The 13350-nt window shown below is 59.6% G+C and carries 7 protein-coding genes; 4 read left to right on the top strand and 3 right to left on the bottom strand.

Features of this window, described 5'->3' with window-relative positions; all coding sequences use genetic code 11:
- Positions 1-58: 58 nt before the first annotated feature.
- From QQL24_RS29870 to QQL24_RS29855, 4 genes are all read left to right on the top strand, one after another.
- Positions 59-1387 (top strand): glycosyltransferase family 2 protein, encoded by a 1329-nt coding sequence (locus QQL24_RS29870; RefSeq protein WP_284315953.1) that lies wholly within the window; start codon positions 59-61, stop codon positions 1385-1387.
- A gap of 1003 nt (positions 1388-2390) precedes the next feature.
- Positions 2391-4127 carry a hypothetical protein gene (locus QQL24_RS29865; protein WP_284315952.1) on the top strand — a complete coding sequence of 579 codons (1737 nt, stop codon included), beginning with the start codon at positions 2391-2393 and terminating at the stop codon, positions 4125-4127.
- Positions 4128-4524: 397 nt separating this feature from the next.
- Complete coding sequence (locus QQL24_RS29860; RefSeq protein WP_284315951.1) at positions 4525-6783, top strand: AAA family ATPase; 2259 nt, start codon at positions 4525-4527, stop codon at positions 6781-6783.
- Positions 6784-6895: 112 nt separating this feature from the next.
- Entirely contained in the window at positions 6896-7747 is an 852-nt protein-coding gene (locus QQL24_RS29855; RefSeq protein ID WP_284315950.1) for a hypothetical protein, read from the top strand.
- A gap of 1132 nt (positions 7748-8879) precedes the next feature.
- On the opposite strand, the gene QQL24_RS29850 is transcribed toward QQL24_RS29855, so the two are convergent.
- From QQL24_RS29850 to QQL24_RS29840, 3 genes are all read right to left on the bottom strand, one after another.
- Positions 8880-9293, bottom strand: a complete 414-nt coding sequence (locus tag QQL24_RS29850) for an SgcJ/EcaC family oxidoreductase (protein ID WP_284315949.1) — start codon at positions 9291-9293, stop codon at positions 8880-8882.
- Positions 9294-9476: 183 nt separating this feature from the next.
- Entirely contained in the window at positions 9477-11465 is a 1989-nt protein-coding gene (locus QQL24_RS29845; RefSeq protein ID WP_284315948.1) for an ATP-binding protein, read from the bottom strand.
- Between the two features lie 380 nt (positions 11466-11845).
- The gene (locus QQL24_RS29840; protein WP_284315947.1) at positions 11846-13024 is read right to left on the bottom strand and encodes a serine hydrolase domain-containing protein; all 1179 of its coding nucleotides are present in this window, start codon (positions 13022-13024) and stop codon (positions 11846-11848) included.
- Positions 13025-13350: the final 326 nt, after the last annotated feature.

The raw sequence follows: 13350 nt of genomic DNA, 5'->3' as shown, positions 1-13350 counted from the left end.
TGAGTTAAGCTGCAAGAGCGTTTCAGCCTGAACGCATTTTTGCTTTTGGGGGCACAGTTTGGACGGGTTGTGGGAGAGTTTCTGGGCCATCGCCACATGGCTGGCGCTGATCCTGACAGCCACGTCCCTGCTCGCCTGGGCCGTGACCTTCGGCTCGACGGTGGCGACCTTCTACCTCGTGATCAAGCATTGGCGCCTGCGCGAGAAGGGCCTTGCCGCCGAGCAGAAGGCTCTGGCCCAGCCCCTGCCGCCCGAGGAAGACCTGCCCCATGTCGTGGTGCAGATCCCGACCTACAATGAGGGCGCCATGGTGGCCCGCGCGCTCGATGCCGCCTGCGCGCTCGACTGGCCGCGCGAAAAGCTGCACATCCAGATCCTCGATGATTCCACCGACGGCTCCACTTTGTTCGCCCGCCAGGAAGTGGGCGTACGCCAGGCCCGCGGCTGCAATGTCGAGCTGATCCACCGCACCGACCGCAGCGACTACAAGGCCGGCGCGCTCGCCAATGCCATGACGATGACGCCGCATGGCTATTTCGCCATCCTCGACGTCGACTACGTGCCAGAGCGCGATTTCCTGCTGAAGACCATGACCTGCCTGCTCGCCGACCCGAAGCTCGCCTTCATCCAGGCCCGCTTCGACTACGTCAATGGCGAGGCGAACGAACTCACCCGCACCCAGGCCGTGCTGCTCGACGCGCATCTGGCCATCGAGCAGGCCACGCGCTGCTGGGCCGGCCATCCGCTGCCGTTCAACGGCACCTGCGGCGTGTGGCGGCGCGAGGCCATCGAGGCGGCCGGCGGCTGGCGCGGCGGCACGTTGGCCGAGGATCTCGACCTTTCCTACCGCGCCTGGCGCATCGGCCGGCGCGGCTCCTTCCTGATGAGCGTGCCGGTGCCCGGCGAACTGCCCGAGACGATGAAGGCCTGGATGACGCAGCAGCAGCGCTGGACCAAGGGTTTCGGCGAGGTGATGCTGCGCCTGCTCTGGCCGATCCTGGGTGACGCCAGCCTGCCCTGGGCCGACCGCTGGAAAGCCGCCATGCATCTCGGCGTCTGGTGGTCGGGCCTGGCCTGGGGCGTCGCCCTGCCGACGGGCCTGATCGCCATCCTGCTGGGCTCGCCCCTGCGCTGGCCGCTGGCGGCGCTGCTGCTGGGCCAATTGCTGATCGGCTACGTGGCGCTGTTCGTGTTCCTGCGCGCCGGGAACCTGTCGCTGCGGCCCGGCAGGACGAGCCTGCGCCAGTTCATGCGCGACTTCTTCTTCGTCTCGCGGGACCTGTTCAAGATCGGCGCGGTGATCGGCCCGGCGCAGCGCGAGGTGATTTTCGGCAAGCGGAGCGAGTTCGTCAGGACGCCGAAGTCGGCAGTGGTGAAGGCGGGGTGAGGGAAGGGCTCAGAACTCGGGTTAACAAGGGCGCTCCAGACGTCATCCCGGGCGACCGGAGGGAGACCCGGGATCTATGAACACCTTCCTCTGAAGACAGCGTTCATGGATTCCGGCGCTTCGCTGCGCTCCGGCCGGAATGACGACCCCTTCCGCCTCGCTCCTATTAACCCGAGCTCGGAGTCCCGGGGGAGAGGGAAGAAGAGTTGTTAGGTCCCTCTAATCGCTTGGATTCATCCTTTGAATGTCCGCAACTGACCCATGGTGGGATGCCCCGAAACGGCCTGCGCAAAAATGCGACAAGCTGCGACGTAATTACGCAGGGTCAGGCAATGCAGCAGGCCTATAATCGCTGCAGCTTCAATTGACGGGACATAAGGTCAAAAAGGCTCATAGCCAGTTCCATCGAAGCATACCGGGGCTAAACCCAAACAGCCGGCCGGCGCTTTACCAGAAATCCGGAAAATTCGTTGACCCGTGTTTTGTCGATGAGACAAGAGTGTGACAGCGCACGGCCAATCTCCAACAAATCGAGCAAAATGGCGCCTCGCAGGGCAGGCCACCTCAGGTCCGTACTTGCGATGAAAACTTCACTCGCCAGTGAAGCCTCCCTGTTCTTCGGTTCGACGGAGCGGGAGCAGCAATAAGGATCGAACATCTGATGCAAAGAAGCATGCAACATGCTAATTCTCTGGTGCAGACGACGGTCGTATATTGTGACGTTGGTCTACTTCAATGACGCTAAGTTCCGAACAAGGGACCATGTTGATCATCTCGTCGCCTATTTTCTGAGAAAACATTGGACTCGCAAGGGCCGGGATCTCGAATGCGATGTATTGAGAGCCATCACGGCCAGTTTCCGGGAAAGGCCCGGACTGATCTGCAAGCAAATCGAAATTGACAGGAAAATCGCGAACTGGCTCCTTTCCCAGAGTGAGGATCGCCGGGGAGCTGCGACGTACTACCGCGCCCAACAATTCCATAGACTCGGAGGACCCAGATCATGAATGAGCCGACCCTGGCCGAACGCCTCGCCGCCGCTGCGGCGCGCGCAAACAGCGCGACAGCCAGCCAGCCCCAGCAGGTGAAAGCCGAGGAAAAGAAAACCGTCCATCAGCAGGTGGTGGAAGAGGTCGACATCTCCGAGAAGACCGCCGAGAGCCTCGATATCAAGAACAACCCTTTCTACAAGGCGCTCTCCGATACCCAGACGACACAGGACGAGAAGATCGCCGAGATCAGCCGCGCGCTTGATGCCAGCCAGCAGACGAGCGAGCAGCTGCAGCAGAATTTCCAGCTGTTTCAGCAATATTATACCTATATCCAGAGCGAGGAGATGGATGAATCGCTCGAAAACGTCAGGCGTCTGATCGCTCAGCTCCAGGACAACAGCAAGGTCGAGATCGCCAATATCCTGCGCGATCTCAAGGGCATGCTCGACGACGTCGCCCTCTCGCGCCAGCTCATCGAGGTCCTGCGCCAGTCGCGCGTCACCGGCGAAACTGTCAAGCAGATGTCGGAAGCGATGGACCGCAACGAGGCCCTCATCAAGGATCTCGACTATCTCACGAAAAAGAAGGCGGAGGCCGCCGGCGCCCTCACCGATCTGAAGGCTCTTCTGGACCAGCGCATTGCCGAGAAGAACGTGGAGCAGGCCAAGCTGTCGAACAAGATCTTCGGCCTGTTCAAGGCCGACACTTCGTTCAACGACAAGGTGCTGGCAGCCGAAAGCCTCTACAACAAGCAGGTCAGGGATGCGGCCGAGATCGATGACCGGATCGCCAGTTGCAATGCCCAGCGCCGCAAGGATCTGGAGGAAGGCCCGCTGCGTATCCTGCGCAGCATCGACGAGGTCGACGACAACCTCACCGATCGCCTGATCTCCTCCGGCAACAAGGGTATCGCCACCATCCAGGGCGCCCAGAAGGCGGTTCTGCAGCTCATGGGCCGCACCCAGTTCAGCGAGGCCGAGGTCGACAAGATCGCGCGCCGGGTGTCCGACAAGCAGATCAGCCTGACGGTGCTGAAATCTGGCCTGCAGCAGGCTTCCGCCAACACCAACGACTTCAAGGAAACGACGGAGGTCAAGTCCGCCCAGGCCGAGATGGAGCTGAGCCTGATCAAGGCACCGTCGGACGGCAGCACGCCCAGCATCATCGAGATCGCCAACAAGGAAACCGCGGCGATCAGCCTGCGCACCACGGTCGGCGAGGTCATCGACTATCAAAAGAAGCTCAACGACACCATCACCGAGATGGGGATCACCCTGTCCCGCAACGACGAGCGCCAGACCGAAACCGACAGCCAGCGCAAGATCGTGCAGGGCACCAAGAAATCCATCGCCATCCTCGGCCGCGATACGCTCAACACCGTCGCGGGCAATCTGGAGGGCGTCCTGCACAATCTGGTCGCCGACCAGACGGACGAAACCCAGGCCGCCATCACCGAATTCTCGAAGGCGGCCGAGGATATCCGCAAGGGCACGCTCCAGAGCATGATCGCGCGCCAGGGCGAGATGCACGACAAGGACATGTCGCTGCTCGACTCGACCATCTCCCGCCTCAACGAAAGCGCCGACATCATCGCCAAGGCGCTCGAAGTCAGCGTCGACGAGGGCATCGAGCGGGCCGCCAAGCAGGAGCAGCTCAAGGCCGCGACCGCCAATCTGGAGAACGCCACCACGACCATGCGCAAGGTGGTGGGCGACATGAGCAACCTGTCCGTCCAGGGCAAGGGCTGATCTCCTGTCAGGTCACGCGGCCCCTCATTCCAACCTTCTCCCCATCAGGACGGCTGTCCAATTCACACATCTCGGTATTGTCAGTGTAGGGTGCGGGTCATCCTTCCCCGACTTCGGGGAAGGTGGCCGAACGCAGTGAGGTCGGAAGGGGTAGAGTGGCGCTTCCTTGCCAGAATCGGCCATGTCGCGTCGCTCTCCCCCTTCCGTCACTGCTTCGCAGCGCCACCTTCCCCGCAACCGGGGAAGGATAGTCGCACCTCTTCCTGCCAGGGCGAGATGTGTGAATCCCGCAGCCGTCAGGACGAGGAGAGTGGTACCAGCCCCGCGCGAACTGCCGGACGACACCTTCATCGCACGATCGCCAGCGCGATCCCCGCCCTCTGCATAGAGACCCGCCATGAGCCTCCACAAATCGATCCCGACACGCGCCGTGAACGGGTTCAAATTCCTCCTGGAGATCGATTTCTACGAGTATCGCAAACGGCTGCCCTCCTTTTTCGGGCAGGATGGCGGCGCGAGCGAGGAGGCCCAGATCCCCCGGGTCGTCGGCTTTATCGAGGAACTGATCGAGACGCAGGAAATCCTGACCTCGTCGGTCACCAACAGCGTCTACATCAAGGGCAATGAGGGCGTCGGCAAATCGATGCTGATCCTCTCGCTGCTCAACAAGGTCGCCCTTGGCGAGGCCGCGCCGAGCCTGCTGTCGAAGCATTATTTCTGTTTCGACCTGCATGAATTCTTCAAGCTCTCGACCCAGGAGCAGATCCAGGAGTTCGACGCCGCGATGGACTACATGTCGCGCAAGAACAGCCTGATCGTGCTCGATCGCCTCGACGATTTCGTCGCCAATTGCGGTTCGGAACGCTCGCGCCGGCTGATGTCCTCCCTGATCAATGCCCTCGAGAACGAGCGCGTCAGCGCCATCGCCATCTCGCAGAGCCACAATCACGAGATGATCGACCAGACCAGCACCCTGTTCACCCGCTATTTCAAGGAATTGCCGATCAAGGAGCGCGATTTCGAGGAATCGAAGAACATCCTGCGCCAGATGGTGCCGCGCTTCGAGAAGAAGCACCTGGTCATCATCGGCGACGATGCGATCAACGAGATCATCCGCCTCGACCAGCGCTATGAGGGCCGGCTGAAGGGTCAGAATCCCAACCGCGTCATCGAATTCCTCGACCTGCTCGCCGCCAGCGTCAATATTTCCAAATATGGCAAGTCGCTCGAGCTGCTCCGGCAGGAAATGGCGCTGGTCAAGCTGAGTGCCGAGGAGGAGACGCTCAAGACCTCGGTCAAGCCGAGCCTTCGCAAGCTCGAGGCGGTGCGCCAGCAGATCGTCGAGATGAAGGCGATCATCAATCCCCAGCTCGAGGCCTGGAACCTCAAATTCGGCACGATCCGCAAGCTGCGCAGCGACATATTGGAGGCCGGCAGGGAGCTGACGCCCCTGCAGGAACGCTACGAGGCCTATGCCGCCTGGAAGGAACACCACAAGGAGGGCGAAGAGCCGCCCGTGCCGCTGACCCCTGACGAAACGCGCAAGCGCGACATCTACTTCAAGGCTGACCGGGAATTGCGGGCCAGGCTCGGCGACCTCGAAAGGGATCTCTATGCCGAGACTCCGCATGTCACCGTCGCCGACGTCCAGGACCGTTTCAGCAAGCTGACGGGAGTCTCGGCCAAGGCCGCTTCCACCAACGATGCCGAGCGCCTGCTCCGCGTCGAGGAAGTGCTCAGCCAGAACATCTACGGCCAGGACCACGCCAAGCGCACGATCGCCAACATCTACCGCACGCGCGAAGCCGGCACGAGCGATCCGACCCGGCCGGCCGGCGTGCTGTTCCTGACCGGAGCGCCCGGCTGCGGCAAGACGGAGCTGGTGGAAAAGCTCGCCGCCTATGACGGCACGTCGCTGATCACCTACAATATGAGCCTCTATACCGACTCATCTTCTGTCTCCCGCCTGCTCGGCGCGGCGCCGGGCCTGGTCGGCTTCGGCCAGGTCGTGACCCTTCCCGATGCGGTGAAGGAAAAGTCGCGCTCCATCGTCTTCTTCGACGAGATCGAGAAAGCCCATCCCGATCTCCAGCGCACCATTATGCAGGTGATGGACAAGGGCGTCATGCCCGACAGCATGAACATGCCGGTCTCCTTCAAGGATTGCATCCTCGTCTTCGCGTCCAACGTCCTCAAGCAATCGGATTTCGGGCCGGATGAACCGCGCAGCGACGAGGCCGTCCGCGAGCGCCTGACCCATGTCGAGAACCCCAAGACCGGCAAGCCGATGTTCCTGCCCGAATTCGTCGGCCGCATCGACGCGGTGGAGCTCTTCGACGACGTCACCCCGGAGATTGCCGACATGATCCTCGAAAAGGAGATCCGCGACATCAATCGCGGCATTTCCGGCCGCGGCTATATCGTGCAGCCGGAAAATGACGGCACCTCGAAGGCGATCGTGGCCCGCTACTTCAACCCGAGCCAGGGCGGACGAAGCATCCGGCAATTGAGCAAGAACGTCCTGCGCCCCCTCATCACCGAGAGGCTCCTGAAGAAGCAGGCCACGGAACCGGGTGGCGACGAGGAGCTGAAGCCGATGGTCCTCCAGTTCAACGGGACGACCATCACCATCGACGGCCAGAGCCTGGCAACCTGAGGCGATTTGCGATCCGGCGGAATCGCCGCGAAGTGTAAAAGCGCGTCAAAACAGTGAGTTAGAGCAAAATGCGGTTCTGCATGAGCGCATTTTACTCCGGGAGGATACGGAGATGGATGACCTCGAACGCCAGATCGCCCTGGAAGAAGCCCGCCGGCAGGCGATCCGGGACGCCAAGCCCGGCGCCTTCGATCTCTCCGCGCGGGCGAAGGAGGAAGGCGACAAGCCGGAATCGGAGCAGTCGGCCTCGGTCCGCACCTACACGCTGGCGCAGCAGGCTATCCGCTTCATCCAGAAAATCCTGAGTTATGGCTGGAAGGCGCTCGATCCTATCGTCCACCTGATCGTGCGCTTCGTCCTGTGGATCTCACCCAAATTGTATCGTGTCCTGAAGGCTTTCCTGTATTGGCTGACCTTCGAGAAGGACGAGACGCAGCATTATTTCTTCGCGCCGTGGCGTGGCATCGCCAATTGCATCAAGATCGGACTTCTCTTCATCTTCATGCCACTGATCCTGGGGGCTGTGTATTATTACAGCACCTGGGAGACCTACCACGACATCTACATCCCCAATGCCGGCGTGTTCATCAACCAGAATTTCGTCCGCCCCAACGAGCCCGGCCAGGTGGTTGCGCCGCGCGACGAGATTTTCACCGTGCTGGGCAAGCAGATCGAGGCCGATGGCGAAATCGTGCCGATCCGTTTCGATATCGATTCCAATTTCTACTTCTGGTTCTACCACGACGCCAACCGGCCGGACCTCGCCGCCGCCAAGATGGATTCGCAGTCGCCCTACGGCACGAAATGCACGCTGGAGGCAACCGGCATCTATACGAGATTGCCGCGCTATATCCGCATCTGGGCGGTCAGATGGCTCGATACGCGCGCCGAGATCGTCCATGTCGTCGAGTGCGAGGAGCAGAAGGAGCTTCCCAAGGCCTTCCTGCCGGCGGAGGGAAAGTAGGAAGGGCTTTCCTGGGAGCGCGGACGTCTCGTCCGCTCTTGAAACGATAAGATCAAAGAACAAGCGGCGTGCCTGTTGCCAACCGCATCGCCAATACCTGCTCCGCCCGAGGTTCAAGAGCGGACGGGACGTCCGCGCTCCCAGGCTCATGCACCCATCACCGTATTTGCGCGCGGGTGAGTGACAAATAGCCGAGCAACCGCGTTCTCACGCCCTCTCGGGCTGAGTCATGCGGCAGGCGCAGTCAAGGTGACGGCGGCTTTCCGCAGGAAAGCCGTGTCGTGGTCATGGGGTGCGTGGCGGGCTTGTTGGGGAAAGCCGCCGTCACCTTAGTCCGGCGGGTTGCCCCGCACCGATCCCGGCATGCCAACAACGCGCATGCCGGACCGGCCTCTTCCCGCGAGGGCTGGCCGCTCGCCGAGGCCTACGCCCCGGTTCGCCGGCCCGGCCCTTGCCGGGCGGGAAGGCATCGCCCCTGCCGCCCTTGGAGATCACGTCGCTCTCCTGGCATTCGGGGCCATGCTGGATGGCACAGGGTCCAAGTCGCCTCCGCAGCCACGCGGGAACGGCCCGGATCATCCTGCGCCTCACCCACGAAGCGTCGAGACCAGGGCCCGCGGTGACCTGCGTCCACGCGAGTGATCCGGCCCGGAGCGGCCGGCCTCTCTCCTGGTCCCGGGGACGCATCTGCGGCGCAAGGATCATGTCCCCAAGGATCATGTCGCATTGCGCCGTGAGCGGTCCGTCCGCCTCTCATCAAGCCCCGCATCCGGCTCGGCGATGGCCACAAGCTTTCGCCTGAAGGCCGGCCGCAAGCCGCCGGACGATGTCCGCCGCAGGCAATCCAATCCCGCGAGGCTCCCTTCTCGCAGGCAGTCCGGACCACAGGCAGCACGGCTGGCAAGGCCGCGGGACATCGGGGTGGGTGGAAGGGGCGAGGCCACCGGTCATGATCCGGATTTACGAGCCCCGCCGCTCTTCGCTCCAGGGACGAGTAGAGCAAAGCAAGAGCAGAATGTCAAATCATGTTTCTCTTCTGTTCAACGCACTCCAATGCCACGCCGGGCGCGGCCAGCCAAAGCCGAAGTCGGGCGGCCAGCCGGACCGTAACTCCCTCTTCTTCCGGGGAGCTTCAGCGCCTCAAAACGGCTTCGCCGGTCCGCGGGTTGGTCAGGGTGACATTCTCCAAGGCCTGGATCCGCCAGGTGCCATTCCGGCGCGTGATGACGGCCTGGATCAAGGTATCGACCTGATGCGGGCCGGCCGGATGCGCCGGTCCCGTGGAGAGACGACTCCAGAAGTGTAGGATTGCCGCTCCATCCGCGATCGCGATGACCTCGATCAGCTCATTGTCGAGGGTCGAATCCCGATAGATCGTCTCATGGATGGGACGGTGGAGGGCGACGATCTCATCAACACCGCGCACATAATGTCCGAACCGATTCACGAACGCCGCATCCTCATGGAACATGGCGCCAAAGGCCGCCATGTCATGGGCGTTCCAGGCGGTCTGAAATGCTTCCGGGGCGTCTTCGGGTTTGCTCATCGGCGTCATGCGGATCCTTGTTGTGTTCGTCTTATGCAGTCGCACTTGATGCAGAGGTCCGAAGAGCGATCCGGTCCCTGGATATATCCAGGCCGGCAGGCTGTGTGATGCCCTTTTTATCAGCTTTTGCCCACTGGCAGAGGCATGAGATCATTAGACCATACCTCCTGCTATAACCCACATTCATTCCGCAGCTTGCGCAGCATTTGAGAGCGCATCCTTAACTTCCTGAGGAAGCATTCCCAGCTTCTCGAAGAAGCTCTGATTTCTGATCTGCGCATCTCGAAACACCTTGGCATAGCTCAGAACGCGCAGCGAGGCATTGTGCCTTGGTGAATAACCATAGTATCCCATACCGTCAGGTGTGGGGTTTTGGGCTAAGCTACGCTCAAACTTTTTTTTGGCTCCCACAGTTAGATCGCAGATCACTATGCATTCAAAGGGTGTATGATCCAGAACGTCCATAATCACTTCTCCGTCCGGCCCTTTGACTGTCTTGCTACGAAGTCGTTCTACATAGTCCAAGACCTGATTTACAGGGTCACTAGACAGAGCCTCGTCACCTGGTTTTTTAAATTCGACGATTACAACCGGATCGTTAGTTCCCTCACGACGAAAGCCATAAGGGTTAAAAAATACGAGATCTGGTTCCTTCCTCTCCCCTTCAATACCTAACGCCGACATGGCTTTGTCTGAGGCAAAAAAACTATAGTAAGAGAGGAGATCGTCTATTAACCAGAGGTTATGGTTGTCATAGTCTTTGGCGGAGAGCATTCGCCCCATGGGGCATATGATTTCGTGCAAAGACTTTTCCCATTGATATGTCTTCCGCTCCTCGTCACTGTATTTTAACAAAGAGCGTGCCAATTGAATAATCTGGTGACGTTTAATGGTGTACTCAGCAAGTCGACGCTTTGCATCGTCGCTTACCTTCTGAACTAATTTGTCGATCTTGTCTTTCTGGGACGAGGTTCCTTCCTCAGAAGCAACATCGTTAGCGATCGATTTTATTTGTGCCCTCACGCGCTTCTCATGTCGGTAGAGAAGCGTAAATAGAGTTTTACCGATATCCTCATCGGACATGCTGGGTGACAGTCCGGCAACATAGCCATCAACATTTTCGACCGAAATCGCAAGCTGAGGGTGCTCCTCCAAGATATCCACCACATGACGTTTTTGCGCTGTTCGGATTTTCGCTATATGTGCACTTAAGAAATGTTCAGCTGCCTCAAGCGCAGCATCTTTGATTGAGTCAATTTCATCCGCCGTGGCCTTGAAGCCTGCACGCTCTTGATCAACCTTCTCGTCTAGAAATGGGCCTCCAACCACGCAAACGTATGCTTTGCCGTTGTCCAGGCCTCTAAGAGCAAATTTCTTTTCGATTTCAATATTTTGTACCACTCTTCCTTGGGCGGTTAAGAGGATACTGTTGGAAAATTCCTGGGATATGTTCTTGTCCGCATATACATGCGAAATCTTGATATTCCCGATTTTGGGAGCCTCGATTAGAATCTCCTGCTCAGCAACGCTCTCCACACGCTCAGAGAGGTAGTTTCCTATATCGAGCTCTCGCCTCCCAAATGTGACCGACAGTTTCGGCATACTTTTCGCTATAAAATAGGGGAAAAAATGATGGCAAAGGTGCCTCGTTAAGACAGAAGCCGTAATTCCAGCATTTTCATCTGGCTTTATATCGGAAAGAACAATACGAGTGCCCATTAATTCATCTCGGCTATCTCTTATTTCTTTCTCGGAAATCGATTCATCAATTTCTGGTATAAATCTGAAAGAAACCTCCTTATAGCCATCTAATCCGACTTCATAAGTGCTTCGTACATGGATGCCATTAAAAACCTTTGTCCACATCAGACGACCGACACCTCGGCCATTGATCTTCTGTTTTTCGCGAGTGTCGCAGGTCTCAAATGAAGTAAGATGCCGTGGATTCAGGCCTATGCCATTGTCTGATACTGCAATAAACTTTAGAGTCTTATCTGCATTTATATCGATTAGGATGTTAATCACCCCTCTTTTGGAAAATTCGACGGTACCAAATCGCTCTTCTATTGCGTGAATGGCATTGCTTACTGCCTCGTAGATGGAATACATTAGCGCGGAGCGGCCATCCGGCAGTCGCATATTGCGGATACGTCCCACAACATCGAATTTCATTTTCCGCTCCCGATATTTCTTTGCATTTGCACTACACGGCTTGCGTTACGTGGTAATTTTAAGCTGGACTGTACGCTAGAGGGGCGCTTTTAGTTTACGTTCATTAAATTCTTCACGCAACGCCTAGCTTCACGTTAATTAAGAAATGGTTAAAAACTCAAGTAATCGTTAAGGCCATCAATCATTTGGTAATACTGCCAAAAGATGTATGTATATGCCTGTAAAATGGCACATAAATACACCTTATACTTTAAAATAAAAATGATTTTTAATGTTTAAACTGATTTTAGACTAGGTGTTGCAATAGAAATAGATCTTTATTGCTTGTGGGCACTCACACACAGTTGCCCCCGTGCCCGCCACGTCCTCCTACCGGCGCCTCACCCCACGCTCATCCCATACGCGTCCCTCTCCAGCGCCCCGAACAACCTCAACACCTCCCCATCCCCAAACGGCAGCACCTGCGAGAGCACCATGCCGGCCAGCCCGTTAACCCCATCCACCCAGAAATAGCAGTTCGCCAGCCCGCCCCAGCCCCAGCTACCGGCGGGGCGGCCGTTGGGGCTGGGCTCGCGCAGGAGCACGCCGCCGAGGTTCCAGCCTGCCTTGAGGCCGGCGGAGGGTTCGAAATCGTTGGAGCGGTGCGGCATGGCCGTCACCATGCGCGTCACCGCGATGGCGGGGATCTGCTCGGTTTCCATCAGGTCGATCGTGCCGGGCCGGAGGATCTCGATGCCGTCATGGCGGCCGCGGTTGAGCAGCATGCGCAGGAAGACGAGATAGTCCTGCGCCGTGCCGTAAAGGCCGCCGCCGCCGGATTCGAATTCGCCGGGCAGGAGGGCGAAATCGCTTGGCTGGAGCGTGCCGTCGTCCTCGCGCTGGAACACGCCGGCGAGGCGGCCCTGCTGGCGCGGCAGCGGGCCGAACTGGGTGTCGGCCATGCCGAGCGGGCCGGTGACATGCTCGGTGAGGTAGGCGCCGAGCGTGAGGCCCGTCAGCGCCTCGATCAGCTTGCCGGTCCATTCGAGGCCGAGGCTGTACTGCCAGCGCGCGCCGGGATCGAACAGCAGCGGGACCTCGAGCGAGGCATTGGTCCGGGTGGCAAGCGTGGGCGCGCCGGTTTGTTGCTTGTAGCGCACGAGGTCGGCGCTCCAGGTCTCGTTGGCAAGGCCGGAGGAATGGGTGAGGAGGTGGCGTAGGGTTACCGTCCCTCGGGCGGGGCGGAGATGGGGCGCTCCATCTGCCCCGAAACCGTCCAGCACCTGCGGCGCCGCGAAGTAGGGCAGGATGGCGCCGAGCGGGTCGTCGAGGCCGACGGCGCCGCGCTCCACCAGCTGCAGGACGGCGACGGCCGTGACGGCCTTGGTCATCGAGGCAAGGGCGAGCACGCTGTCCGCCGCCATCGGCAGCGAGCGGCCATGGTCGCGCCAGCCATGGGCGCTTTCGAAGACGGTTTCGCGCGGCGTGGTCACCGTGCCGATAATGCCGGCGAGGGCGCCGCTGTCGACGGCCGCCGCCGCCGCTTCAGCGAAGGAGGAAAGGTGTGTGCGAGCATCCATATGGCGTTCCCCCGCCGCCTGGCCGCGGCTTTCCTGCCGGTTTGCCCGGCGGGAAAGGCTAGCGCGGGGCGGGAGCGGATGCCATCGCAATTGGCGGGGTCGCCCAACTTTGATGGGTGCGCGGAGCGGTGAGGGTTTCGGCTGTGCCAACCAGACCTTGGAGCCGATAAATAATAAGCGAACCGATTGAACTGTCATTCCCGGCGAGCACGTCACAAGCAATTCGGCTGAGCGAGATGAGACGGTTGAGGATAGAACACGCCGTCGAAGTCCCCTCGCCCCGTTCTTACGGGGAGAGGATAGAGGTGAGCGACTATCTGAGCTGT

Origin of the sequence: Labrys miyagiensis (assembly GCF_030160835.1) — a bacterium.
GTDB lineage: Bacteria > Pseudomonadota > Alphaproteobacteria > Rhizobiales > Labraceae > Labrys > Labrys miyagiensis.
Note: the sequence above shows the minus strand (reverse complement) of the source record. Positions and strands in the feature narration are given on the sequence as shown.